We start from the raw sequence: 26,917 nt of genomic DNA, 5'->3' as shown, positions 1-26,917 counted from the left end.
TAATAAATGATAAGTTTCTGCGGTTAGGCGTTTTTAACTAATATTGATTCCATTACATTAGCTGCATCTTCGCACATATCTGTAGCGGTTTCTAATGCTGCTAATATCTCTTTATATTTTATCAGGCGAATGGCATCTGTTTCATATAAGAAAAGATCGGCAACTGCACGGTCAAAAACATAATCGGCCTGGTTTTCCACGCTGTTTATTCTGATGCATGAATCAGCAATGGCACGTACATTACGCAAATCCTTCAGCTCTCTTACTGCTTTCTCCAGATCAGTACCTGCCTGTAATATCAGTTCAGATAATTTGCGGATATGCTCATTAAAATCGTCTATCCTGTAAAGCAGCATACGGTTTGCCGCACCATGTATATAATCGGCAACATCATCAATAGCAGTAGCTAATGAGTGTATGTCTTCACGATCAAACGGGGTAATAAAGTTTTTACCAAGCTCCAAATATATCTGGTGGGTAAGCTCATCACCTTTGTTTTCCAATTTATCAATCTGCCTGAACAATTCTTCGCGGGTAGCCGGATTAACCGAGTTAACTGCCTCTACTAAAATGGTGGCCATACTAACAACATTACTTGCCGCCTGTTCAAATAAAGGGAAAAATGTTTTTTTGTCCTTGGGTACAAAATATTGGAAAATACTGTTAAGTGACATTATGTGAGAAATTTTCGGTAAAGGTACGTTTGCAATGTTAAGTTAATGTTAACTTTTTAGTGCCGGGATGTTTGGAAATGGTAAAGTTTGCTTTGCTTTTTGCAATGTGAACCCAAAGGTGGAGCCTAAGCCTTCGGTGCTGCGAACATTAATGGTTTGCTGATGGGCCTCTATAATATGTTTTACAATGGCCAGCCCTAAACCTGAGCCACCAATTTGGCGGGATCTGCTGGTATCCGTACGGAAAAAACGCTCGAACAACCGGGGCAGGTTTTTTTCTTCAATGCCAATACCATCATCAGTAACTTCAACCAATACCTGTTCATGCAAGGTGAATATGCTTACTGATGTGCTGCCGCCTTCATTGCCATATTTAAATGAATTATCTATCAGGTTAACCAATACCTGTCTTATCTTTTCCCTGTCGGCATTTACAAAAATGCCGTCATCATATTTTTGTTTAAATATCTGTTTAATATTGTGCTGCTCTGCCTTTAGCTCAAGCGACTCAAACACTTCTTTTACCAAATCATTTATTTTAAACTTAGAGTAATTAATAGGGATCTCACCCGTCTCCAGTTTTGATATCTCGTCCAGGTCCTGTATCAGGTAGCTGAGCCTGTCAACGTTTTTTGATGCCTTGTCTAAAAATTGTTTGGCCAGTTCCTTGTCTTCAAATTCATCGTCCTGTAAGGCTTCAATATAACCCTGTATAGCAAACAGAGGGGTTTTAAACTCATGCGATATATTAGACAAAAAGTCGCGGCGAAATTTTTCCTGTTTTTTCAGGTCGTCAACCTCTATTTTTTTCAGCCTTGCCCATTCTTTAACTTCCTGTTCAACATCATTTATAGGGTCGGCACTTACATGTTCGCCCAGGGCATCGCGCAGGTCACGGCCCAGCTTAAGGTTATGTATAAGTTTGTATATGAGTTTTATTTTTGAATAGATGTATTTTTCTATCAGGTAGTAGAAAACAATGTAGCTGCTAATTAGGGTCACTAAAAAAGTGATCATCATGTCATACCACTTGTGCTGAAAGTAATAGTTTACTGCCGAAAGACTAATGGCTACAGCAACGGAATTAATGAAAACCAGTACACGCAAATTCATGCGCTAATTTACTGTTTAAAATAATTAATGCCCAACTGAATGGGCATTAATATGTTATATTATGATTATTAAATTATGTTTTATAGTATGGCAAGCTTACCTGGTAGTTTCGGCTTCAACAAAAATAGTGGCCTCATTGGCAAGGGTTAAACTGCCACCCCCAATACCAAAATCGCGGCGGTTAATTTTAAAGCTGCCTTTTAACAGGGCCGTGCTGCCTGCATTGGTGTAAGTGAACGGCAGGTCAACCAGTTTGGTTTTATCTTTTATGGTGATGTTAAACTGGCCAACATAATCATTGCCGCCTTTTTTCTTAAACGAAACTGACGACATGGTGATCTTAGGGTATTTGGCCACATCAAAATAATCCTCACCCTTTAAATGCCCGTCACGCGTATTATTATCAGTATTGATGGTTGTAATATCGGCCACGGCTTCAATCTTGCTTACATCTAACTTAGCCGGATCAAAATTCACGTCGGCCTGCATGCTGCCAATACTTCCACCGGTTTTTATACCAAGATTCTTTATCTCAAAAGTGATTTTTGATTTGGTAATATTATTTTTTAACTGCGCGAAGGCAGTATTACTTGCTATGAGTATCAGTAGTGCTATGCAGATTTTTTTCATATTTCAAATATGACTTTATTTAATACAGAGGGTTTAATATTGATGGATTTTTACATTGTTACTATGAACCCTAAAACTCCACATGCGCCCTTAATGAAAATACATTAACCGGGCCGCGATCTTTATTGTACGCCGGATTGGCTATAAACTGATAATCGGGCGTAAGCCACAGCTTTTTCTGATAGGCATTTACTTTATAATAGAGCTCCGCAATCAGCTCATGCGAATAGTTTAGTTTGCCATCGCCAATTATAAAGCCATACCCGCCCGCAGCCAGGTAATCGCGGTGAGGGCCGGAGATACCATTAGCCACAAATGCCAGTCCCAGTTCGTCATCGTCACGTTTCCATTCACCGCCTTTGAGTACGGCACCCAGGCTTAATGAACGGTCAATTTCGGTAAATGCCCAGGTTTGGGTATGGCCATCATTGTAACTTACTTTAGCAAATACGCCAAAGTTTTTTGAGAGATATTGGTCGGCACTTATAGCAAAGCCGTATTTATGCTTACCATAAACCAGGTTGGTATCTACCACCGGGGCAACAGGGTTTAAAGCAATTGCCTGATTATAATTACCCATTTTACCGTTATTGCTAAACCCTAAAACCCTTACCGTTCCTTTTTGGCCGTTAAGGGTAAAGCGTTTTTCATATTCAAGCGTTAGGGTATTGGCATGCGTAATGCGCTCATCCCAGATAGCGCCGTTTGCAGATGTTGTTGTCATGGTAGCAGCAAACCGCAAAGCCCAATCCGGCTGGCCAAGTTCTGCCATAGCGCCCATTACATAACCACGGGTATTGGCAGGATAATCCCATGCGGCATTATCCATCAGCGACCAGTTCATGAACTGCGAACGCGCGTCATGACTAAATTCGTTCCCGTCAAAAAAATCGGCCATGCCAAATTTACCAACCGTGAACCTTAAGTAGCGTTTACTCGCCAGGCCGGCCAGTTGGTTAGCATCGTCACTAAGGGTGTCTTTATCATTACCCCATTCAAAATTTTGGGTAAAGTACAGGCGGGCTATATAAATTTTAGGTTCGGCACCGCCAACTCTAAAGGTTTCGCCATTTGGGAAACCGGCTATGCCTAATGTTTTGCTTAAACCCGCACCGCCAGACATTTCCGGGTTAAAAAAGGCCGAAGCGCCTTTCCATAAACGGGCGCCGCCAAAAAAAGTGGTGGTTAATGATGTTTGGGTTTCTTTGGCTGTTTGTAAACTGTTGTCGCCGGTATAATTGGCGCTAAAGGCGGGTTTAAATTGGGTAATTACTGTTTGCTGGAAATGAAAATTAAAGCGTTGTTGTTTTAGTGTATCCTGCGCGGTGGCAATTTTTGTAAAACCTATTAGTAAGGCAAATGAAAATAAACGTTTATTCATGTTATAAGGGGCTTGGGGGTTACTTGAGGAAACGTAGGAAAAATTTGAATTATTGCACTTCTGAATAAAACTGTTCAAGGTAGCTTTCCATAAAGCTGTGCCTTTGCTGCGCCAGCTTTTTACCGGTAGTTGTATTCATTTTATCTTTAAGCAATAGTAGTTTTTCGTAAAAATGGTTAATGGTTGGTGCCGAGGTATTTTTATACTCCTCCTTAGTCATATTTAAATTAGGAGGGATGTTGGGATTGTAAATTTCCCGGTCTTTAAAACCCCCGTAAGTAAATGCACGTGCAATACCAATGGCGCCAATAGCATCCAACCGGTCGGCATCCTGTACAATGGCTAATTCTTTTGAGTGGAAGGTTACTTTATCAAAGCTTGCCTTAAAAGACATATGTCTGATGATCTGCTGCACATGTATAATAATGTCCTCTTCAATGTTGATACTTTTAAGGAATTTGCCTGCAGTGGCGGGGCCTATTTCTTCATCGCCATTATGGAATTTACTATCGGCAATGTCATGGAGCAATGCGGCAAGTTCTACGATAAGGGTATCGCAGTTTTCTGTTTGAGCTATGAGCCTGGCATTGGTCCAAACACGTTGAATATGCCACCAATCATGGCCTCCTTCTGCATCTTTTAAGGTATTTTGTACAAAGTTTGCGGTTTGCTCAATAATATCTGCATTGCTTAATGTTACCATAGGTGCAAATATATTACACAAAACAAAGCCGAGCTAATAATTATTAAGCAGCTTCAGCTTTTTCTGTATTGATCAGTTCAATCGGGTCGGTTTCTAATATTTCGGAAATCTGGAACAGGCGTTCTATGGTTATTTTAGTATAACCCAATTCTATTTTACTATAGGCATTCTGAGAAATGCCCAGCTTAACGGCCAGGTACTCCTGAGTGTAATTTAATTTCTCACGTTTGTTACGAATGTTGGCTGCAACTGCTTTAATCCTGAGATTCAACAAATTCTTCATTAATATCAAATTGATATTACATTAACGAAATTAATAGGGCTTTGGATTTGATTTTTTTGTTTTTAAGTCGATTTTTTTGCCAAATGCATTTTATGCAGCGCCTTAACTCAGATAATAAATATGGTCATTGAAGCAGGCAGGAGCCTTATAGTACATGGCCACCCGGGCTGGAGCCGGGCGATGGTGTATAAGTTCCATATGTTAGAATATAAATTACTTTATATCATACTGCACAACCACGGTGGGTAACAGGGTTGCCGCGTTCAGAGGGATCTGGTCTTTTGCCACAATTGGTTTACGCGCCTTGTAAAAAGCATAAGCAGCTTTTTGAACCTCGGCTACACCGGTAGTTGGCTTGTTAAAGTTGATAGAGACCGGAATTATAAAGTCATGGAATTTTTCCTTGTTAGGGATGATCCATTTTTTGGTTGATTTTTTAAGCGCCTCAATAACCGGCAGGGTAAGCAGGTAATCATCAGCATAATAGATCACAATTTTTGAAATGTTACCGCTAACATCAGCTGTAAATTTAAATACCGCCATACCTGTAGCCTTTTTCTCAATAATATCCGGACTAACCAATAGGCTATCCTTAAAAAACCTGGTCATGATTGGGCCGCCACCCTGAAACGGGAACGCCAGATCTTGTTGGGCTTTACAATAAACAGTTGAGGTTAGTAACTGGGCAATTATGATCAGTTTTTTCATTTTTCTATTTCTCTGGGTTCGCGTTTAGTACCTTCGTATAATTCGTATTCAAATAAGCGGCAATCTAATTTGCCATTATAAAATTCAATTCTGCGTGACGGGCGCAAGCCTATTTTCTTTGCCAGGTCGGGGTTGCCGGTAAAAACATATCCCCTATAACCCAGGCATTGTTTCTTTAAATAATCGCCAATGCGCGCGTAAGTTATTTCCAATTTGGTATGCACGCCTAAACGTTCACCATATTCGGGGTTAAACATTACAATGCCCGGCTCGGCAGGCACTTCTGTATCCGCAAAATCACAAACGTAAAAATCTATTAAATGTTCTACACCGGCTGTATTTGCATTTTTACGGGCAATATCAACAGCATCTTCAGATATATCTGTTGCTATAATTTTAAAGTCGACCGCTTTTTTGGCTTTATCTTTTAATTTACGGCGTTCAACAAAAAATACCTGCTCATCATAACCCATAATATGCATAAAGCCATAGTTCATTCTAAACAGGCCGGGGTGTTTATCGGTAGCCAGCAGCGCTGCTTCAATAGCAAGGGTGCCAGATCCGCACATGGGGTTTATGAAAGTACTGTTCCTGTCCCACTGGGTAGCCATTATGGTTGATGTTGCCAAAGCCTCCAGCATTGGGGCTTTGCCCGGTATTTTACGGTAGCTGTGTTTTGCCAGTGTTTCGCCGGATGTATCAATAAAAATATCGGCCTTTTCATCCTGCCAGTAAAGGCGGATCACCGCCTTATTAGCTTCCGCACCAGAATTAGGCCTGATACCTTTTTGCGCTTTTATCCTGTCTACAATAGCATCTTTAACCTTAACATTTGCAAATAATGGGGTTAATATATGCTCGTTATTCACATTAGAGGTTACCGAGAAATATCCGGAGAAATCTATCAGCTGCTCCCATTCTATCTGTACCAATTGGTCATAAAGTTCATTTGGGTTTTCGGCGTCAAAGCTTTTTAGCAAATAAAGCACCTGGCTTGCGCAGCGCAGGTTAAGGTTTAATGCTATGGTATCGGTAATGGTACCTACCAATTCAACCCCCGTTTGGAAAACGCGTGTTGGTTTAAAGCCCAATGCTTCAACTTCTTGTTGCAGGTAAGGCGAAAGCCTTTTATTGCAGGTAATGATGATTTTACTCTCGGTGTGGAAAACTTGCATAATATTTCTGCGAATTTATGAATTAAATGCGCCCATTTTAAATTGATACTATTAACTTTACATTTTAAATATTTCTGAAGCTATGGAAGTTAAAGGTAAGGTATATGAAGTATCGGCAACACAACAGGTTACCGAGTCATTAAAAAAGAGAGAATTAATACTTGAATATATTGAGAACCCTCAGTATCCGGAGTATTTGAAGTTTGAAGCGATACAAGATCGTTGCAATCTGCTTGATAATGTTAAAGTTGGCGACGACATAGAGGTTTTCTTTAATTTAAGAGGCCGCCCGTGGACTGATAAAACAGGTAAAAAAACCTATTTTAACTCTCTGCAATTATGGAAAGTTAACGCCCTTGGTGCTGCAGGCGCAGCTTCTGCCCCTGAATACGCAGCACCGGCTGATATCAGTTCAACACCAGATGATGACGATTTGCCGTTTTAATTCAATTAGCAGTTGCCAGTAGGCAGTTTGCAGTTTACACATACAAAAAAGAAGGCCTTTCATGTTGAAAGGCCTTCTTTTTTGTAGAGGGATTAGCCGGTTTTTTGCAAACCGCAAACTGCCTACTGCAAATTAATCTTCCTTAACTATTTTCTTTGTTACCGAAGCAGTGCCTTGTTTAACATTCAAATAATAGACACCATTAAGCGGCAGGCTCACTTTTTTGCTGAAACTACCGGCAACCGCTTTATCTGTAAATAATATTTTACCCTGGCTGTCGGTCAGTTTAACATCAGCCGGTGATTTAGCAGGCAGATTAAAGCTCAGCATGATCTTTCCGGTTGAAAATTCCGGGCTAAGGTTAAGGTCGTTGAGGGTTAGGTAGGTTTTATCTGTTCCGCCACTTGCCTTTACTTTATTATTCATGGCATCAGTTACCCTGAAACTGATGCGGGTGCTTATCCCGTCGTTATCTGTATTTACATAGTTGAAATTTTGTGTGTTGCGATTATTGAACCTCATCCTCATTGGGCGGATGTTTGATCCGTCAAACCTAAAATCCCTGTTCATTTCAACTTTAACGGGGTGTTCATCATCAAGCTGATAGTTAAAGGCGAAAGACGTGTCTATCTTTTTTAATCTGTTTAATTTAAGATTGAATTTTTTGCTGGAGCTATCCCCCGGGTTCATTTCAAAAAATTCAGGAGTAAGCTGGTCGCCCTTTTTTATCCTCCTTTCAACAATTACATTTGTTTTGCCATTACGCTTGTTGTTTCTTTTAATGGTGATATTGCTTTGTGCATCGCCATTGGTTTCTATTTCAAATGTGCCGCGCATGTTGCCCAGCTCGGCCATGGCATCCTTTCGCTCCTGTTCGTTCAGCTTTTTAATGTTCTTTCCGTTAACAGTTGTATCGCCATTTACTATTTTTATTTCAAAATCTTTTTGTGTTTGAGCCATTACCAAAGGCGGTAATCCTAATATAGCCATTAGGCTAATGGAAAACACCACTTCAAGGCTGGGTTTTAATAAAAGCTTTTTCATTTTATGATAATTTAAGTTTACAGCTACAAATTTAGGAAACGGTTATTAATCAAGTTGTTAAATGTAGCTTTCTGAATTGTTAAAAATTGTTAAATGCAGGGGTAATAAGTTTAAATTAAAATATTTTTGTGACTGCATGAAGAAAAAGAGTATCGGTATTTTAATTGGCCTAATGGGGTTTGCGCTTTTGGGCGTTGTAATTATGCAATTATACTTTTTGCGCCAGTCGTACTTAATGCAGTCTGATTTGTTTAGCAATACGGTTAACGAAGCATTAAATGCGGTTGTAACCAAAGTAACCAAGCAAGATGCCATTAACTTTTTAAACGCAAAATCTAAAAAGTTCACCTTCCAGAGTAATGGTAATATTGAAAGAAAAACGCGGATAAGTATTAACGGTACCGCTACCAGCTTTGATGATTCAATAATTTCCAAAAAACGCCAAACCAAACGCGAGCGTAAGCTGGCCATACTTCGCGATAGCTTAAAGCGCATGATAATGCATAAAAAGCTTGATGATGAACAGGCTGCTTTAGCCAAAAAGGGCTCGCTTAACCTGCGTATCCGGATAGAGGAATTTACTGATGAATTTGGCGATGTACATGGCCGTTTTATACCTGAGATTGTAAAAACACCGCCTCTGCCTGTAAAAAAGAAGCTATCTAAATATGATACTATCAGGTATACCTATATCGATCCGCAGTTTGGTAAGCAGCTGATATCTGAGATAAATATTAACCCGGCCTGGCAGCAGCAGCAATTAAAGCTGCAAAAAGAGCGGCAGCTGAAGCAGATAAAGAAAATACTTGAGGTAGATTCTTTGGAGAATGTACCGCAGGATAAAAAGAAATCGAGCATATTAGAGAACCTTGCTATTGAATACGGCAAAACAAGTGAACCGTTAAAGAAGCGCCTGAACAGTTACTGGATAGATTCGTTACTCCGGTTCGAGCTGCATAACCGTGGGATATCTTCACCCTTTAGCTACGAGGTGTCTACCGTTAACAACGATTCGTTAATATTCTCAAGTGCAATGGATATGACTGGCCGCAAGCCAGATTTTAGTGCTGCAAATACTTACCAGAAGGCCATTTTTAATAACGAGCTGGTTAATGATCCCGGCATTATCAAGATCTCGTTCCCGCAAAAGAGCTCCTTTATATTAGGAAACATGACAGCTACTATTGGTACCACCGGCGGCCTGTTATTTGTACTGATATCTTGCTTTGGGTACACCATTTTTTCCATCTTGAAGCAAAAGAAGATCTCTGAAATGAAGATCGATTTCATCAATAACATGACTCATGAGTTTAAAACTCCGGTATCAACCATCATGATAGCCAGTGAGGCTTTAAAGGATCAGGAAATTGCCGGGGATACAACACGGGTAGCCCGCCTTGCCAATGTTATTTACGAGGAGAACGTTCGCTTAGGCAGCCATATTGAGCGAGTGCTGAACATTGCCCGGATAGAGAAAGACGATTTTAAACTGGAGAAGAAACCTGTTGATGTAAACGAAATGATTACCATTGTGCTGGATAGCATGAACCTGAAGCTGCAAAAATGCAACGCGGTTACCACGCTGTACCTGGATGCGGAGCAGTCCGTAATAATTGGCGATGAGCTGCATTTTAGTAATGTACTGTATAACCTTATTGATAACGCCATAAAATACAGTAATGATGCGCCCGATATTACCATCAGCACAATAAACAGGAATGGACACGTTTGTATTAAAGTTGCCGACAAGGGCATAGGGATGAACCGCGACCAACAGGCTAAAATATTTGAACAGTTTTATCGCATACCAACCGGTAACCTGCATGATGTTAAGGGTTTTGGCCTGGGCTTAAGTTATGTAAATACTATTGTAAAGCGTTTGGACGGCACCATCAGCGTGAAATCAGAAAAGGAAAAAGGATCGGAATTCGAGTTAAAGTTTCCGGTTGCGTAACAAGTTGATGGTTCCCGGAGTCGAATAAGTCCCGGAGCCGGAGAACTGATCTTATATTTAGCTTTCGAATAATATAAACCATAAAACCATCGAACTTCCGGCCTTACCGGGATTTCGGACTAAACACATCATGAAAAAAATATTACTCGTTGAAGATGACCCGAACCTTGGCTTGCTATTACAGGACTACCTGCAGTTAAAAGGCAAGTTTGATGTGGTTTTATGCAAAGATGGAGAGGAAGGCCTGCGTGCTTTTACCAAACAAATATTTGACCTGCTGATACTTGACGTGATGATGCCCAAAAAAGATGGTTTTACATTGGGTAAAGAAGTAAGAAAAATAAACCCCCGCGTGCCTATTATCTTCGCTACTGCAAAGTCAATGATAGAAGATAAGACCCAGGCTTTTAATTTAGGCGGCGATGACTATATTACCAAGCCATTCCGCATTGAAGAATTGCTACTGCGGATAAACGCGTTATTAAAGAGAACAGATAACCCTGATAAGAAAGGCGACGATAATCCTTCGCAATTTAAATTGGGCAGTTATAATTTTGATTATACCTCACAAATAATTAGTCAGGGTACACTACTCCAAAAGCTATCAACTAAGGAAGCGGAACTGCTGCGCCTGCTATGCCTGAAAAAGAACGAAGTACTTACCCGCGAAGAAGCCTTATTAAACATTTGGCATGATGACAACTACTTTAACGGGCGCAGTATGGATGTTTTTTTAAGTAAGATCCGTAAATATCTAAAGGATGACCCATCTGTTGAGATCATTAACGTGCATGGCAGGGGCTATAAGCTGCTGATTAATTAACTCCCATAGAAGCTAATGCTGCCATAGAAAAAGATCTGATGGCAATTTTGCTGTTTGGTTTCAATAGCTTTCGCAACATTGCTTTTCGCTATATTTTGATGCCATAAGAGTATTTGTCTTTTCAATGGAAATAATTGTTAAAGTAAAATACTGTAATTTTAATTTAAATTAATTTCATTATTATTATGATAATTAACGAAGGGTAAAAAAGTATTGGCATGGTGATTGATTGAATTCGGAAAAATAATTCACAATCAAAAAAAATCACTATGAAAAAATTTACTTTTTTATTCATTAGCATTTTTGCAACCTGGCAATTGGCAAATGCACAGATCCAGCAGGGCAATGTACTTGTTGGAGGAAATCTTTCAAATATTAATCTGGGCTTAAATGACCCGCACATATTTAGCCTTGATATCACCCCTAAAGCCGCATGGTTTATAGTAGATAATGTTGCATTGGGCGCGTATGCAAATTTAGGGATACAAACAGCAAAAAATTCAAGCACCACTGTAAGTTATGGAGTGGGAGGTTTAGGCCGCTATTATACAGGGTCTGATGTAGAAATATTACGCCACGGAAGGCTCTTTGGCGAAGCAACATTGGGTATAGGTGGTGTAAATGTAAGTGATGGCGGCGGCAACACAAACGGCTTAAACTTTAGCGTAGGGCCGGGTTTCGCTTACTTTGTAACTCCCAGCATAGGGCTGGAGGCTTTATTAAAATATAATGGCTTAGCCGGCTTTGGCAGCCAGGGTTATCAAAATAACCTTAATTTATCTTTCGGCTTCCAGATCTATCTGCCTGGCCAAAGTACTGCTGCTAAGGTGAAAAGTGATATAAGGTAGCCCGAAATGTTAAGTAGCTGATCAGTTTAAAGAGATCAGCTACTTACATTAAATATAGATGCAGGCTTGTCTGCGATCAGTCTTCATTTTCTTCCCCTGAAATATCTTCCCCAAAATGGATAATATTACCATCATTATCTAAAATGCTGAATTGCCTCATTTTCCAGGGCATATCCTTCAAATCGCCATTTGGATGTATTATGCCTTTAGCTTTTAGTTCTGCATATAGTTTATCAACTTCGGTAACGTTTATATAACAGCCTGTAGCTTTAGGGATCTCCGGGTCCTTGCAGGGCCAATGATGTATGCTGATGTTATCCCGGCTAAAAATGAGGTATCCATCCCAACTGGAATGGAAGGTAAAGCCCAGCTTTTCTGTGTAGAACTTAACAGTCAGCTCTTCGTTTAAAGAGGCTAACATAGGTACAGCTTTTTGCAACATGGTTATCCGTTTAGGTTTTCTAAATCATCCAGGTCCTTTGATCGCCCGGACGCCTTTTTTGCACTTATAAGATCGTTGATATGAATTGTCCTTATTTGTAAGCCATCTTCCTCAAAATAAACGGCTTTACCAAAACACTCGTCAAAATTCAGGCCTAACACATTTACCATAACATCTATTGCTGTAGGCGGCCTGCCAAAGGTAAACACGTCGATATTAAAATCATTCAAAAAACGATATTCGGTCATGTCAAAAACAGGCATCCCAAAAAATAAAAATGCACTGCTTATTCTTTTATAGTTTTCTGATGTTCGGTCCACCCAGATATCCATATCACCTGTGGTTCTGGGATGGCCATGTAATATTACCGAATAGCCACCAACCAGTATATATCGAACATTATTAATGTTTAACGCATTTATAAAATCTCTGAAATCTTCTTTAAAAATATCACCCATTATTATTCCGGCTTCTGCAGCTAAATACGGTACGATCCATTTTTGGCGGGGCGTTCTCCGGATAATTATAGGCGATGCTATTTAGGTAATTAGCAACTTTAAGCCTCTCCTGCCAGGTTAAAGTTTTATAATAGGCCGTATGGTTTGATGCTTCTTTAGCCGTTTGGGCTTTAAAAGCAGTTCTATCTAAACGGTATTCGCTCATAATTCAAATATACCTCAAAATATATATTACTTGTAACAACTTTGTTAAATCCGGCCTAAAGTAATGATAGATAATTTAGATAAGTTTGTTATTGATTAAACTAACTAACTGATATGAAATTAAAACTACTTTACACCTGTTTAGCACTTACAGGTATAGCAGGTACTGCTTTTGCGCAGGAAACTGTTGACCAGGCTGCAGTGCAAAAAATTCGTGAGGAAGGGTTAAACCACTCCAAAGTGATGGAAACCGCTTTCTACTTAACCGATGTTGCTGGTCCGCGTTTGTCCGGTTCTCCGGGCTTGAAACGTGCACAGGACTGGGCTGTTGGCCAACTAAAATCATGGGGACTAGTAAATTCAAAACTGGAGCCCTGGGGTAAATTTGGTAAAGGTTGGGAAGTTCAAAAAAACTATGCCGCCGTTACAGTACCTTACTACCATGCCATTATAGCTATCCCTAAAGCCTGGACACCGGGTACTAACGGACTAATTAAAGGAGACGTGGTATTGGTTAAGGCAGATACCACTACAGATCTGGCTCAGTACAAAGGAAAGCTGCAAGGTAAAATAGTAATATTTGATACCCAGGCCAGCTTAAGCAGAACATTTAAAGCCGATGCTGCCCGTTATACTGATGAAGAATTAGATAAAATGGAAGCCGCGACAGCTGCACCACGTGGCGGTGCCCAGCGCAGGGCTTTTGATGCTAACAGCCCTCAGTTTGCAGCCCGCAGAAAAGCAATGGCTATGCGTACTGTTATTAACAAATTTTTATTGGAAGAAAAAGTTGGCTTAGTATTAAGCCAGGGACGTGGTACTGATGGTACTGTGTTCACCACAAACGGTGCATCATATGCTGATACTGCAAAAACAGTAGCGCCAGAGCTGGAAACCAGCGGCGAAGATTACCTGCGCATTTTAAGATTAATTAAAGGCGGCCAAAAGGTAACAATGGAAGCAGACATTAAAACCGAGTTCTTTACTTCTGATCTGCAGGGTTATAACGTAGTGGCCGAAATACCGGGTACTGATAAAAAATTAAAGGACCAGGTAATTATGATAGGCGGCCACCTTGATTCATGGCACGGTGCAACCGGCGCAACAGATAATGCTGCAGGTAGCGCGGTAATGATGGAGGCTATGCGTATTTTAAAAGCAACAGGCTTTAAACCAAAACGCACTATCCGCATTGCTTTATGGAGCAGCGAAGAACAGGGCTTATTTGGTTCACGTGGTTACGTAGCAGCGCATTTTGGCGACCCACGTACCATGCAGTTAAAACCTGAGCAGGCTAAATTAGATGCTTATTATAATTTAGATAACGGTACAGGAAAAATCCGCGGTATTTATTTACAGGGAGATTCTGCAGCCGGGCCACTATTTAAGGCATGGTTAGCGCCATTTAAAGACCTGGGCGCAGGTGCAGTAACCATCAGCAACACAGGTGGTACAGATCACCAGTCGTTTGATGCGGTAGGCATACCGGGCTTCCAGTTTATACAGGATGGTATGGACTATAATACCCGTACCCACCACAGCAACCAGGATACATATGACCGCCTGAGCGAAGATGACCTTAAACAAGCAGCTACAATTATTGCATCGTTTGTTTACAACACATCAGAGCGCCAGGAAATGATCCCTCGTAAACCATTGCCTACGCCGCCGCCGGCAACACCAGCAAGGTAACTAATACCAGAGATTGACAGTTTTAGATTGTTGGATTTTGAAGAAAAAGCGATTGGCACATGCCAATCGCTTTTTTTGTGGGAAAGACTTTGTTTAATGCGCCTGATACTACTACCTTTATTTAAAGTGGTTTAAAACTCATCACTACCCATGGTAACATTTAGTTTTCAATACAGCAATATTAAGTTATTCAGGTATTTAACAAGCATTGTGTTATTATGGAGCGTCGCGATAGCCACTGCACTGGCACAAGAATTACCCAGGGCAGCTATCAAACAAATAATTTCAACCGCAAATACTTTTAATGCCAAGCAGGCAATTGAAAAATTGTACGTGCAAACCGATAAGCCTGCCTATACAGCCGGGGATACGCTCAGATTTAAAGCCTATTTACTTGAAACACCCTATCTGAATGCTGCTGAAAAAAGTGGTATTTTATATATTGAAATAGCCAATGACAGCAACAGGGTTATGAAGCGGACAATGCTGCCTGTTTACCACGGTATAACATTTGGTAACATAACACTTGATGACAGGGATATGCCCCAGGGAGGATATATATTAAGAGCGTATACCAACTGGATGCGCAACTTTGGTGAGAATTATATATTTAAAAAACATTTTTACATAGGTAACGCCACTAATAACGACTGGCTGATAAATTACAATGCCCGTACTGTAAAGAATGAGGGTAAAGACAAAGTACAACTCAATTTGCGGTTTAACCGGTTTGATATGGTCCCTGTTGCCCTGCGCGAAATGCAGCTAAGGCTTACAGACGGAAATAGAACCTGGCTAAAAAGTAATATAGATACAGATATGGATGGAGTGGTAGCTGTAAACTTTGATCTGCCTGAAAAGGCCAACTTTAAAAAATTGTCACTAAGCGTACAGGATATTCGTAAAGGCGAGGGTAACAGGAAATTATTAATGCCTTTGATCCTCAATCGCCCTGAGCACGTCGATCTGCAATTTATGCCCGAAGGCGGCAGCCTTGTTGCAGGCCTGCCTGCCTACATAGCTTTCAAGGCCATTAATGAAGATGGGTATGGCGCTAATGTGGCCGGGAAGGTTTACAACAGCAAACAGCAGGAGGTGGCTGAATTCAATTCAACACATAAAGGTATTGGTACGTTTAATATGCTGCCGCGGGCAGGCGAGGTGTATTCGGCTAAAATAAAGCTTCCGGATGGGTCATTTAAAACCTTTCCGTTACCCCTGGTCAAAGGATCGGGCATTACCCTAAAAGTTAACAATCCGTTTAAAAGCGATTCTCTTGAAGTAACAATTAATGCCACTCCGGATATTGCAGTTCCGGGTTCGGGGTATTATTTAATGGGGCATTCGCGTGGTATGGTTTGTTACGGGGCATTGGTCCACTTTAACAAAGGAGTTTCCAGGTTTGTGATCAGCAAAAAAGTATTTCCCAGCGGAATCGTGCGTTTTACGCTGATTGGGGCCGATAAAAAGGCGCTTAACGAACGTATGATCTATATTGACCATGAGGACGATCTGAAGATACAGGTTATTAGTGATAAGGCAGAATATAAGCAAAGGGAAAACGTTGCATTGAATGTTACTGTAGCAGATGCAAACGGGGCACCGGTACAAGGCAGTTTCTCGCTTGCTGTAACCGATGACGGGCAGGTTAAAGCCGATAGCATGGCCAGCAGCTCAATTGTTACCCATATGCTGCTAACTGCCGATTTAAAGGGCATTGTGGAAGATCCTGGCTATTACTATCACAGTACGGCTACTGACAAGAAGTGGCAAGATCTGGATCAGCTGTTATTAGCGCAGGGATGGGTGGGCTACAACTGGGATGATGCCTTTTCTCCGGCAAAACCCGCCACCTATGCTGCCGAGCGTGAGTATTTAATAAAAGGCCGTGTTACTAATGCTTTTAATAAGCCTGTGCCAAAATCGGGAGTAACTATCTTTTCAAGAAAACCCATGCTGGTAACCGATACCTTAACTAATGAGCAGGGGGCTTTTACGTTTAAAGGGATTTTCCCGGCAGATACAGCGGTGTATTTCGTACAGGCCAAAAATAAAAAAGGTAAAAGCTTTAATGTGGGTATTGAGATGGATGAATTTAAGCCACCGGTATTTACTGTTGCCAATGAGCGCGTAACGCCCTGGTATTTGAATATTGATACTAATAAATTAATTACTTTAAAAAAACAGGCAGTACTAAAAGAGAACCTGGAAAAAATTACAACCGGGCGTGTACTTAAGGAGGTGGTTATTAAAAGTAAAAGGATTGTTAAGGGTTCTAAAAACCTGAACGGACCCGGAGAGGCCGATGTAGTTATTGATGAAGAGGAACTTCAAAAAGCAGGCAGGGCCACACTCGGTGATCTGCTCGAAAAGAGGGTTAAAGGATTTGGCTATAGAGCTGATAAAACGGGACAGTTGTATTATCATGTTGGCTTTTTGGCAGTGCACCTTATTATAGATGGCCTGGATACGGAATTTTTCCGCCCGGAGGGGATATCGTTATATGAGTATTTTAAACAGTATTTTGATTATTACGACGCCGAAGAAATTAAGGGAATAGAAGTTATGACGACCACAAGAAACGCGATGTACTATACAACCCGTTTTCTCGACCCAATGGCAAATCCCTCAGATCATGCATTTATTGAAGTAACCACCCGCAGCGGGCATGGGCCGTTTGTTAAAAAAGCCGTGGGCACCTACGTTTACAGGCCAATGCCTTTTACTGTGCCTAAACTATTTTATGCCCCTAAATATTCGGCTAACAGTACACCTGATATGACGGATATCCGCTCAACCATACATTGGGAACCAAACATCATTACTGATAAAGATGGTAAAGCAACTATCAGCTTTTATACCGCCGATAACCCCGGTAAGTATACTTTTATAATAGAAGGTGCAGATTTGGGGGGCAGTGTAGGTGCCAAAAGAGGGGCTATCATCGTAAAAAAATAATAGGCTCCAAAAAAGACTTAAAAAACAAAACCCTTTCTGCGTACTGCGCAGAAAGGGTTTTTTAGCATAATATCGACCTAAGCCTCTATGAGGCTATAGTATGTTTATTGCATTTAATATCTAAATCCTTAACTGTTGTGGCAATTCCTTTAGCATCGTAGCCGCACTCTGCCCACAGCTCGGGTTGTTCGCCGTGCTCAATAACATGGTCTGGTATGCCCAGGCGGGTAACGTTGGCCTGGTATTTATTATCGGCCATAAATTCTAAAACTGCAGTTCCCATACCACCTTCAAGGCAGCCGTCTTCAACAGTTATTACATTGCTGAATTTTTGGAAAACCTCATGCAACAATGCTTCATCAAGCGGTTTTACAAAACGAAGGTCGTAATGTGCAGGATAAAAGCCCTCGGTATTTAGCTCGGCGGTTGCTTTGATTACCTCATTGCCAATAGTGCCAATAGATAATATAGCCACTTCCTCGCCATCGCAAATCTTGCGGCCTTTACCAACAGGTATGGCTTTCATTGGGCGCTGCCAATCTACCATAACACCATTACCACGGGGGTAGCGTATTACAAACGGGCCCATGTTGTCCTGCTGGGCAGTATACATCAGGTTGCGTAATTCTTCCTCGTTCATTGGTGCCGATACCGTCATGTTAGGGATACAGCGCATATAGGCCAGGTCATAGGCACCGTGGTGTGTTGGCCCATCGGCGCCGGCAATGCCAGCTCTGTCTAAACAAAAAACAACATTTAGTTTTTGTATGGCCACATCATGTATCACCTGGTCATACGCCCGCTGCATAAAACTGGAGTATATGTTACAAAAGGGTATTAAGCCCTGTGTAGCCATACCTGCGCTAAATGTTACCGCGTGCTGCTCGGCAATACCTACGTCAAACGCGCGGTTTGGCATAGCCTTCATCATCAGGTTTAATGAGCAGCCTGATGGCATGGCCGGGGTAATGCCCATTATTTTAGGATTTACCTCGGCAAGTTCAATTATAGTATGGCCAAAAACATCCTGATATTTAGGCGGCTGTGGCTTATCATGTTTGGTTTTTTTGATCTCGCCGGTTATTTTGTCAAATAAGCCGGGGGCATGCCACTTGGTTTGGTCCTTTTCTGCAAGTGAATAGCCTTTACCTTTTATGGTAACACAATGCAAAAGCTTTGGCCCGGGGATGTCACGCAAATCGCGGATCAGCTTAACCAGGTGCTTAACATCATGCCCGTCAACCGGGCCAAAGTACCTGAATTTAAGCGCTTCAAAAAAGTTGCTTCTTTTTAGCAGTGTGCCTTTTATGCTTTTCTCAATCTTCTGCGCCATTTTAAAAGCATCAGGGCCAATAGAAGAAAGCTTGGTAAGCACACCTGCAATATCATCCCTAAACCTGTTATAAGGCTTTGAGGTAGTAATATCTGTTAAATATTCCTTTAAGGCCCCAACGTTAGGGTCAATGGCCATATTATTATCATTCAGTATCACCAGCAGGTTTGAATTTTCAATGCCTGCATGGTTCAGCGCTTCAAAAGCCATCCCGGCCGTCATAGAACCGTCACCAATAACGGCAACGTGCTGCCTGTCTGTTTCGCCCTTATATTGTGATGCGACAGCCATACCTAAAGCGGCCGATATTGAGGTAGAAGAGTGCCCTACGCCAAAAGTATCATAGATGCTTTCAGAGCGTTTTGGGAAACCACTTATACCTCCGTGCAACCGGTTGGTGTGGAACTCATCGCGGCGGCCGGTTAGTATTTTATGGCCGTAAGCCTGGTGGCCAACGTCCCATACTAACTGGTCATAAGGGGTATTTAATACATATTGTAAAGCAACAGTAAGCTCTACAACGCCCAGGCTTGCTGCAAAATGGCCGCCATTTACTGATACTACATCAATAATATACTGGCGTAATTCTTTGCATACCTGTTCAAGCTCATCTTCTTTAAGTTTCTTTAAATCAGAGGGATAGTTAATGTGCTTTAATAGATCACCGGCGGGTACCTGCATTTATTTTCTTTAGAGTATTTTAACTTACAAAACTAAGCTATTTAATGGAATATATTAAAGGTAAATATTGTTTTGTAATTAACAATAGATATTTTTTTTAAGTGAATTTAGCCGTAATTTTGGATATGACCGATGATGCTTTCGCCATAAGGTTACCACAGTTTGAAGGGCCGTTTGATCTGTTGCTTTTTTTTATAGAGCGCGATGAACTTGATATTCATGATATACCCATTGCCCGCATCACAAACGATTTTCTGAATTACATTCACCAGATGACAGTGCTGAATATGGAGTTGGCCAGCGAATTCATATTTGTGGCAGCAACCCTTATGCGCATAAAAGCTAAAATGCTGCTGCCGCGATACAATACCGGTGACGAAGATGAAAATGAACTGGATACCAAAGAAGGGTTGATCCGCAAGCTTATAGAGTATAAAAAATTCAAGGAATTGTGTGAAGATCTGCGCCCTTATGAGGATGAACGCTTTAAACAGGAAAAACGCGGTAATATAAAAACCGACCTGGAGCAGGTAGAAAAAGTAGTTGTACCAGGCGAGGAGCTCTCCGAGATAAACCTGTATAAGCTAATGATGGTGTATAATAAGGTTATGCGCCAGTTTTTAACCCGTACCGAAGAAGTAACGCATACGGTAACACAATACCCTTATACCATTGAAAAGCAAAAAGCAGCCATTAACGATCTGCTGCAGATAAACAGTAAGCTCGATTTTAAGAACATTGCCGGCAATTCAGAAAACAAGGTGCACTTTGTGTATAATTTTTTGGCCGTATTGGAGATGCTGCAGCAGGAGTTAATAGATATAACTATAGGCCTGGGCTTTAATAATTTTTGGATAGCGTCAAAAGAAAAGATTTGAGAATTTAGAGGTGAGATATAAGGCCAGAAGCTATTTACACTATAAAACAAGTAGCGTTTTTCGATCTCATATCTCACATCTCGTATCTAATATCTAAATTAGCGGCGTTTTACATACAACAATGAAAAGAGATAAACTAATATTCAAGCTGTTAGATGAAGAGCAGCAACGCCAGGAAGAAGGCATAGAGCTAATTGCATCTGAAAACTTTGTTAGCAAGCAGGTTATGGAGGCGGCAGGTTCAGTTGCAACCAACAAATACGCCGAAGGCTTGCCCGGCAAGCGTTATTACGGTGGTTGCGAAGTAGTTGATGAAATTGAAACCATCGCAATTGAGCGTGCCAAACAGCTTTTTAATGCCGAATGGGCAAACGTGCAGCCACACTCGGGCGCACAGGCAAACGCGGCAGTAATGCTGGCCTGCTTACAACCCGGCGATAAAATATTAGGGTTTGATCTATCGCATGGCGGGCACCTTACACATGGTTCGCCGGTTAACTTTTCAGGTAAACTATATGAGCCGCATTTTTACGGTGTTGTAAGAGAAACCGGTTTAATTGATTATGAGCAGCTTGAAAGAGTTGCCCTTGAGCAAAACCCAAAACTGATCATCTGCGGGGCATCAGCTTATTCACGTGATTGGGATTATGAATTCATTCGCCGTGTTGCCGATAAAGTTGGCGCATTGGTATTAGCAGATATTTCTCACCCGGCAGGTTTAATTGCCCGCGGTTTGTTAACAGACCCACTACCACATTGCCATATTGTTACTACTACAACCCATAAAACATTGCGCGGCCCGCGTGGCGGCCTTATTTTGTTAGGGAAAGATTTTGAGAACCCGTTTGGTTTAAAAACGCCTAAGGGCGAAATAAAAATGATGTCGGCTTTATTAGATATGGCTGTGTTCCCCGGTACACAAGGTGGCCCGTTAGAGCATATTATTGCGGCAAAAGCGATAGCTTTTGGCGAAGCCTTGTCTGATAGCTACATGAAATACATTTTGCAGGTTAAGCTGAATGCCGCTGCAATGGCAGAAGCGTTTATTAGCCGTGGTTATAACATTGTATCAGGCGGTACTGATAACCATTTGATATTAATAGACCTGCGTAATAAAAACATTACAGGTAAAGCTGCCGAGAACGCTTTGGTTATTGCTGATATCACGGTTAACAAAAACATGGTCCCTTATGACGATAAATCGCCATTTGTTACTTCGGGGATAAGGGTTGGTACTGCTGCCATCACTACCCGCGGTTTAAAAGAAAAGCATATGGATACTATTGTTGAGTTAATTGACGCGGTTTTAATTGATCCCGAAAACGAAACATCATTAAAGAAGATACGTAAAAGGATACACAAGTTGATGTATGATTATCCGCTATACAGGGATAAACATTTAGATTAAAAATGATTGAGCAGCAGCGCACCCTTCAAGGAAATGAACAAGACAGATTAGCTGCACTTAGCTCATACGGTATCATGGATACCTTACCAGAGAAGGAGTATGATGCTATAACGCGCCTGGCATCCTATATATGCCAGGCGCCTATTGCTTTTATATCATTTATTGATGATACCCGGCAATGGGTTAAAGCAAAGGTGGGTTTAGATGTTGAGCAGGTACCTGTTGAAGATACCTTTTGCCAATACACCATCCTTCAGGATCATTTGGTTGAAATTCCGGATGCATCAAAAGATAATAAATTCCGCGATCACGAAATGGTTAAAGGCGACTTTGGCCTACGGTTTTATGCCAGCACCCCCCTTATTGATCCGGACGGCTACCGGATAGGTACCCTATGTGTTATTGACCAAAAAGTTAAGCATTTAAATAATGACCAGCGCGACGCTATGCAAATTTTAGCTAACGAGGTAATGTCGCACCTTATTTTGCGCAGGCAAAAAAAGGAACTGGAGAAAAGCCTGGTTATTCATAAGGAGTTTTATAACCTGTTCAACAGCTCATCAGAGATCCACTTTATTGCCAACGAAGGATCAAATATTGAGCTGATCAATGACGCGGTTACCGCCATACTGGGTTTTACACCTGAGCAGGTTATTGGCTTATCGTTATGGGATTTTGTGGCCGGTAAAAACCGCGAACAATTTGTGCCGCTGATTGAACATGCCCTGGCGTCGAAAAAGCCTATTGAGCTTGAAACACAAACTCTTACAAAAGATAAAGAAGTTAAATGGGTGAGCTGGACCGCCATTAATAAAGGTGGTAAATGGTACGCCAGCGGGCGGGATATCAACTTTCAGAAAAAATTGATCCTCGAAACCGAACAGTTATCACTCGTGGCAAGTAAAATAAAAAATGGTGTTGTAATAAGCGATGCCGGGGATAAAGTTATATGGACAAACGATGCCTTTAATGTAATTACAGGTTATGACCTTGCTGATGCCGAAGGAAAGTTTTTGGGCGAGATACTAAAAGGCAAGCCCGTGGATGCTGCTGCGGAGAAAGCATTGATTGAAGCAAGGGAGAAAAACCTGTCATATGAGGTGGAGCTGTCCATGAACACTAAAGAAGGCAAGCCTATTTGGATATCGGTAACCAACTCTGTTATATATGCCGGAAACGGGGGGATAGAAAAGTTTATTCGCATTATTATAGATATAACCGCCCGCAAGAAGGCGGAGCATGACGTGGAGATATTGTCATTTGCCGCGCGTAAATCACCAAGTGGTATTATGATACGCGATGCAGTGGGAAAAATAATATGGATGAACGAAAGCATGGAAAGCATTATCGGTTATTCGTTAGAAGAGCTGAAAGGGCATACCATTGGTACAAAATTAGTAGGTGAAGAAACCAGTCGTGAAGTTTTTGAGAAAGCTGTAAAAGCTGTAAAAGAAAACAAACCGTATGAGATTGAAATAAAAATTTATAAAAAGAACGGTTCAGTAGTATGGGTATTTATTTCAAATAGCCCGCTGTTTAATGAGGTAGGCAACGTAGAACGCCAAATAGGTGTAATGGTTGATATAACCAACCGGAAAAAATCTGAGGAGCAGCTTACCAAGCTGTCATTGGTGGCCAGCAGTACAACAAGCGGGGTAGTTATCAATGATAGTGAAGGTAAGGTAGAATGGGTAAACAGCGCATTTGAAAAAATTACCGGTTATAGTTTAGATGATGTAAAGGACAAACACCTGGGTGATTCTTTAAAGGGAGAACTTACAGATGTAGCTATCATCACTAAAACCCGTGAGCTTTCGCAACAAATGCAATCATTTGAGGTTGATTTGTTGATATACAGAAAGGATGGCCAGCCGTTATGGATCTCGGTTATCAATTCGGTTATTATGGCCGATAATGGCAAGGTTGATAAATACATTGAAGTAATTATTGATATCACAGCTAAGAAAAAGGCCGAGATGGAACTGATTGCCGCCAAAGAGGAGGCCTTGCAATTAAGCCGGGCCAAAGACATGTTCATTGGCGTAATGAGCCATGAAATACGCACCCCGCTTAACGCGGTTATTGGCATGTCGCACCTGTTACTGGATGATAGTCCGCTGCCGTCACAAAAAGAAAACCTGAGTATTCTTAAGTTCTCTGCAGAGAACCTGATGTCGCTGATAAACGATGTACTTGATTTTACAAAAATAGAAACAGGTAACATTGAGCTGGAAAAAGCAAAGGTTGATCTGCGGGACATGGTTAACAGCATCAGGGCATCAATGCAATATAAAGCTGTAGCAAATAACATTTATCTGAAAGAGAGCATTGATGAAGCCGTACCTGCATTAATAGCTGGCGACCGTGCAAGGCTTACACAGATTTTGCTAAATTTGGTGAGCAATTCTGTTAAGTTTACTTCAAATGGCGGGGTGAACATAGATCTCAAGGTAATTGAAGATAATGAAAACAGTGTTAGGATCCGTTTTGCCGTATCAGACACCGGAATTGGGATTGCTAAAAACAAATTAAATACCATATTTGAATCTTTTAAGCAGGCCGAGGCCGATACAACCCGTAATTATGGTGGTACAGGCCTGGGTTTAGCAATAAGTAAACGCCTGATAGAGCTGCATGATTCGCGTATAAATGTGGATAGTGTGTTAGGGCAGGGTTCAACCTTTTGGTTTACAATTACCTTTAATAAAATAAAGGACCATACAGTTAATGATACAAATAGGGTGGAAACAGGATTAAATATTAATGTACTGGTAGTTGATGATAATCAAATAAACAGGTTATTAATAAACAAAGTATTAAAAAAATGGGGTGCAAGTACTGATTTTGCTGAAAATGGTATTGAAGCGATTGATAAATTAGAGCTGCACAAAAACTTTGATGTGGTTTTAATGGATATACACATGCCATTAATGGGCGGGCTGGAAGCAACAGGGGTTATCCGCAGCAAAAACGACTCGTATTTTCAGAAATTACCTATCATAGCATTAACCGCGTCAATGCTAAGCAATCAAATGGATCAAATAGAAACAGCCGGTATGAATGATTATATCTTAAAGCCCTTTGATCCTAAGACACTTTACGATAAGCTAAGCCGGTATCAGAAGCAGTAGTCAATTGAGTGAACGGTGGGTGGTTGCCGCTTTGTTACCTGAGTTGTTAAGCCTGGAATTCATGCAAATCACATCTCTTAATCTGAAAAATCCGCTTAATCCTGGTTTTATTCCGCATATGCAATTGTAGCTATGCTTAGTTTTAAGCCGGGCACTTTAAGCAGTTCAATGCCGCAGGCCTCAAGTGTTGAGCCGGTTGTTACAATATCATCAACCAATAAAACATGTTTATTAATTAAGTCTGCCGGGCGGGCAACTGCAAATACCTCCTGCATGTTTTCAAACCTGGCAAACCGCGATTTATGGGTTTGCGTTTTGGTAGCAACACTCCGCACCAAATTATCAATATCAACTTTAGCGCTTATTTTTTGCGCCAATCCATCTGCAAAACTGGCACTTTGATTATAGCCGCGCTCCTTTAATCGTTTTTTGTGCAATGGAACGGGTATAATTATTTCAGCAGAATTAAATACCTCATTTTGTAAAAGCTGTTTCCCTGCAATATTTCCCAGCATATTACCAATGCTATGCATGCCATTATACTTAAACTGATGCATCATATTTTGAATATTGCCGCCCTTGTTGAAATAATAAAGGGAGTAGGCGCCTTTAATAGGTAATTTACCCCAAAACTGGCGGGCAACAATATTATCAGGCTGTAGGTGAAAATTAGTAAGCGGCAAGTTATACAGGCAATCGGTACAAAGCAAGTCTTCATTTGCCATTAAGCCGGCGCGGCAAGCCACACAAAGTTCAGGGAATATCAGCGAAACAAAATCTTTCAGGTACGTGCGTAATTGCATGCCTGTAATTTAAGCAGAAAATTATATTTCGGCTGTAGCTTCTTTTTCTTTTTCGTTGATAGCTAATTGCCCGCAGGCGGCGTCAATATCTTTACCACGGCTACGGCGCAAATTGGTATTAATGCCCTGGCTGCGCAAGTAATCGGCAAAAGCCTCTACCTTATCTTCACCGGCATTAATAAAACTGGCAAAAGATATAGGGTTATATTCAATAATATTAACCTTGCAGGGTAGGTGCTTGCAAAAACGGGCCAGTTCAATGGCATCTTGCAGGGTATCATTAACACCATCAAAAATAATATACTCGTAGGTTACCGGGTTCTTGGTTTTAGCGTAGTAGTATTTTAAAGCTTCGGCGAGGGCCTTTAATGAGTTTTGCTCATTTATAGGCATTATGGTATTGCGTTTCTCGTCGTTAGCGGCATGTAATGAGAGGGCAAGGTTAAACTTTACCTGATCATCGCCCAGCTTACGTATCATTTTAGCAATACCCGCTGTAGATACGGTAATGCGTTTTGCGGACATGTTCAACCCATCCTCGGCAGTAATTCTTTCTATTGATTTTAAAACATTGGCATAATTAAGCAATGGTTCGCCCATGCCCATATATACAATATTTGAAAGCGGGATGCCATAGTTTTCGCGCGCCTGCTTATCAATTAATACCACCTGATCGTAAATTTCATCCGGATTAAGGTTTCGTTTGCGCTCCATATATCCTGTAGCACAAAATTTACATGTGAGGCTACAACCCACTTGTGATGACACACAAGCGGTCATTCTATCAGAAGTTGGAATTAAAACGCCCTCAATTAGGTGAGTATCGTGTAATATAAAAGAATTTTTTATAGTTTTATCAGCACTAACCTGTGATGTATTGATTTTAACATTATTGATGCTGAAATTTTCATTAAGCTTAGTACGGAGTTCTTTTGAAATATTGCTCATTTCATCAAAGGATAAACACGATTTTTTCCAAAGCCACTCGTAAACTTGTTTTGCGCGAAAGCTCTTTTCGTCCATTGCGATAAAGTGCTGTTGCAAAGCATCTAAGCTTAGGCTTCTAATATCTATTTTACCTTTTTTGTTATTCACAATGCAAAAGTACTTAAATTTAAAAAATTCGTTCACTTTTTAAAGTCATATGT

The 26,917-nt window shown here is 40.9% G+C and carries 24 protein-coding genes; 9 read left to right on the top strand and 15 right to left on the bottom strand.

The annotated features are described in order from the left end of the window. Positions 1 to 23: 23 nt before the first annotated feature. The 8 genes from WC743_RS15490 to WC743_RS15455 all read right to left on the bottom strand — a co-directional run bounded on the left by WC743_RS15490 (position 24) and on the right by WC743_RS15455 (position 6,667). Positions 24 to 674 carry a DUF47 domain-containing protein gene (locus WC743_RS15490; protein ID WP_373013231.1) on the bottom strand — a complete coding sequence of 217 codons (651 nt, stop codon included), beginning with the start codon at positions 672 to 674 and terminating at the stop codon, positions 24 to 26. A 48-nt stretch (positions 675 to 722) separates the two neighbouring features. Continuing rightward, positions 723 to 1,787, bottom strand: a complete 1,065-nt coding sequence (locus WC743_RS15485; RefSeq protein WP_373013229.1) for a sensor histidine kinase — start codon at positions 1,785 to 1,787, stop codon at positions 723 to 725. 96 nt (positions 1,788 to 1,883) lie between these two features. Continuing rightward, positions 1,884 to 2,417 carry a YceI family protein gene (locus tag WC743_RS15480; RefSeq protein WP_373013227.1) on the bottom strand — a complete coding sequence of 178 codons (534 nt, stop codon included), beginning with the start codon at positions 2,415 to 2,417 and terminating at the stop codon, positions 1,884 to 1,886. A gap of 70 nt (positions 2,418 to 2,487) precedes the next feature. Further along, entirely contained in the window at positions 2,488 to 3,798 is a 1,311-nt protein-coding gene (locus WC743_RS15475; RefSeq protein WP_373013225.1) for a carbohydrate porin, read from the bottom strand. A 49-nt stretch (positions 3,799 to 3,847) separates the two neighbouring features. Next, entirely contained in the window at positions 3,848 to 4,501 is a 654-nt protein-coding gene (locus WC743_RS15470) for an HD domain-containing protein (RefSeq protein WP_373013223.1), read from the bottom strand. A gap of 43 nt (positions 4,502 to 4,544) precedes the next feature. Next, on the bottom strand, positions 4,545 to 4,784 hold the full coding sequence (locus tag WC743_RS15465; RefSeq protein WP_373013221.1) for a helix-turn-helix domain-containing protein: 240 nt from the start codon (positions 4,782 to 4,784) through the stop codon (positions 4,545 to 4,547). A 213-nt stretch (positions 4,785 to 4,997) separates the two neighbouring features. Further along, positions 4,998 to 5,492 (bottom strand): hypothetical protein, encoded by a 495-nt coding sequence (locus WC743_RS15460; RefSeq protein WP_373013219.1) that lies wholly within the window; start codon positions 5,490 to 5,492, stop codon positions 4,998 to 5,000. Next, positions 5,489 to 6,667, bottom strand: coding sequence for a class I SAM-dependent RNA methyltransferase (locus WC743_RS15455; RefSeq protein ID WP_373013217.1), 1,179 nt, complete (start codon positions 6,665 to 6,667; stop codon positions 5,489 to 5,491). Before WC743_RS15455 ends, WC743_RS15460 begins: the two co-directional genes overlap by 4 nt. Positions 6,668 to 6,749: 82 nt before the next feature. Here WC743_RS15455 and WC743_RS15450 point away from each other — a divergent pair, with 82 nt between their 5' ends. Beyond that, a complete protein-coding gene (locus WC743_RS15450; protein WP_373013215.1) occupies positions 6,750 to 7,112 on the top strand; it encodes a DUF3127 domain-containing protein in 363 nt (120 codons plus the stop codon). Between the two features lie 132 nt (positions 7,113 to 7,244). Here WC743_RS15450 and WC743_RS15445 read toward each other — a convergent pair whose 3' ends face one another. Further along, a complete protein-coding gene (locus tag WC743_RS15445) occupies positions 7,245 to 8,156 on the bottom strand; it encodes a T9SS type A sorting domain-containing protein (RefSeq protein ID WP_373013213.1) in 912 nt (303 codons plus the stop codon). 136 nt (positions 8,157 to 8,292) lie between these two features. Between WC743_RS15445 and WC743_RS15440 the strand changes: the two genes are divergently transcribed. From WC743_RS15440 to WC743_RS15430, 3 genes are all read left to right on the top strand, one after another. Continuing rightward, on the top strand, positions 8,293 to 10,110 hold the full coding sequence (locus tag WC743_RS15440; RefSeq protein ID WP_373013211.1) for a sensor histidine kinase: 1,818 nt from the start codon (positions 8,293 to 8,295) through the stop codon (positions 10,108 to 10,110). Between the two features lie 130 nt (positions 10,111 to 10,240). Then, positions 10,241 to 10,933: a response regulator transcription factor gene (locus WC743_RS15435; RefSeq protein ID WP_373013209.1), complete on the top strand. Its 693-nt coding sequence runs from the start codon at positions 10,241 to 10,243 to the stop codon at positions 10,931 to 10,933. 269 nt (positions 10,934 to 11,202) lie between these two features. After that, positions 11,203 to 11,781 (top strand): hypothetical protein, encoded by a 579-nt coding sequence (locus tag WC743_RS15430; RefSeq protein ID WP_373013207.1) that lies wholly within the window; start codon positions 11,203 to 11,205, stop codon positions 11,779 to 11,781. A 76-nt stretch (positions 11,782 to 11,857) separates the two neighbouring features. Here WC743_RS15430 and WC743_RS15425 read toward each other — a convergent pair whose 3' ends face one another. From WC743_RS15425 to WC743_RS15415, 3 genes are read right to left on the bottom strand one after another with little or no spacing between them, the layout of a single operon-like run. Further along, positions 11,858 to 12,223, bottom strand: coding sequence for a bleomycin resistance protein (locus WC743_RS15425; RefSeq protein ID WP_373013205.1), 366 nt, complete (start codon positions 12,221 to 12,223; stop codon positions 11,858 to 11,860). A 2-nt stretch (positions 12,224 to 12,225) separates the two neighbouring features. Beyond that, a complete protein-coding gene (locus WC743_RS15420; RefSeq protein ID WP_373013203.1) occupies positions 12,226 to 12,681 on the bottom strand; it encodes a DUF6036 family nucleotidyltransferase in 456 nt (151 codons plus the stop codon). Further along, complete coding sequence (locus WC743_RS15415) at positions 12,674 to 12,886, bottom strand: hypothetical protein (RefSeq protein ID WP_373013201.1); 213 nt, start codon at positions 12,884 to 12,886, stop codon at positions 12,674 to 12,676. The genes WC743_RS15420 and WC743_RS15415 overlap by 8 nt, the downstream gene beginning before the upstream one ends. Positions 12,887 to 12,999: 113 nt before the next feature. Here WC743_RS15415 and WC743_RS15410 point away from each other — a divergent pair, with 113 nt between their 5' ends. Together WC743_RS15410 and WC743_RS15405 are read left to right on the top strand one after the other, a co-directional pair. Continuing rightward, on the top strand, positions 13,000 to 14,577 hold the full coding sequence (locus WC743_RS15410) for a M20/M25/M40 family metallo-hydrolase (protein WP_373013199.1): 1,578 nt from the start codon (positions 13,000 to 13,002) through the stop codon (positions 14,575 to 14,577). 150 nt (positions 14,578 to 14,727) lie between these two features. Beyond that, positions 14,728 to 17,535, top strand: coding sequence for a hypothetical protein (locus WC743_RS15405; RefSeq protein ID WP_373013198.1), 2,808 nt, complete (start codon positions 14,728 to 14,730; stop codon positions 17,533 to 17,535). Between the two features lie 85 nt (positions 17,536 to 17,620). On the opposite strand, the gene dxs is transcribed toward WC743_RS15405, so the two are convergent. After that, on the bottom strand, positions 17,621 to 19,549 hold the full coding sequence (gene dxs, locus WC743_RS15400; RefSeq protein WP_373013196.1) for a 1-deoxy-D-xylulose-5-phosphate synthase: 1,929 nt from the start codon (positions 19,547 to 19,549) through the stop codon (positions 17,621 to 17,623). 101 nt (positions 19,550 to 19,650) lie between these two features. Between dxs and WC743_RS15395 the strand changes: the two genes are divergently transcribed. The 3 genes from WC743_RS15395 to WC743_RS15385 all read left to right on the top strand — a co-directional run bounded on the left by WC743_RS15395 (position 19,651) and on the right by WC743_RS15385 (position 24,966). Next, entirely contained in the window at positions 19,651 to 20,427 is a 777-nt protein-coding gene (locus WC743_RS15395; protein WP_373013194.1) for a ScpA family protein, read from the top strand. 121 nt (positions 20,428 to 20,548) lie between these two features. Continuing rightward, complete coding sequence (gene glyA, locus WC743_RS15390) at positions 20,549 to 21,835, top strand: serine hydroxymethyltransferase (protein ID WP_373013192.1); 1,287 nt, start codon at positions 20,549 to 20,551, stop codon at positions 21,833 to 21,835. A gap of 2 nt (positions 21,836 to 21,837) precedes the next feature. Beyond that, entirely contained in the window at positions 21,838 to 24,966 is a 3,129-nt protein-coding gene (locus tag WC743_RS15385) for a PAS domain S-box protein (RefSeq protein ID WP_373013190.1), read from the top strand. Between the two features lie 107 nt (positions 24,967 to 25,073). On the opposite strand, the gene WC743_RS15380 is transcribed toward WC743_RS15385, so the two are convergent. Together WC743_RS15380 and rlmN are read right to left on the bottom strand one after the other, a co-directional pair. After that, the gene (locus tag WC743_RS15380) at positions 25,074 to 25,769 is read right to left on the bottom strand and encodes a ComF family protein (RefSeq protein ID WP_373013188.1); all 696 of its coding nucleotides are present in this window, start codon (positions 25,767 to 25,769) and stop codon (positions 25,074 to 25,076) included. Between the two features lie 21 nt (positions 25,770 to 25,790). Next, positions 25,791 to 26,864: a 23S rRNA (adenine(2503)-C(2))-methyltransferase RlmN gene (gene rlmN, locus WC743_RS15375; protein ID WP_373013186.1), complete on the bottom strand. Its 1,074-nt coding sequence runs from the start codon at positions 26,862 to 26,864 to the stop codon at positions 25,791 to 25,793. Positions 26,865 to 26,917: the final 53 nt, after the last annotated feature.

Source organism: Mucilaginibacter sp. (assembly GCF_041660805.1).
Classification (GTDB): Bacteria; Bacteroidota; Bacteroidia; order Sphingobacteriales; family Sphingobacteriaceae; genus Mucilaginibacter.
Note: the sequence above shows the minus strand (reverse complement) of the source record. Positions and strands in the feature narration are given on the sequence as shown.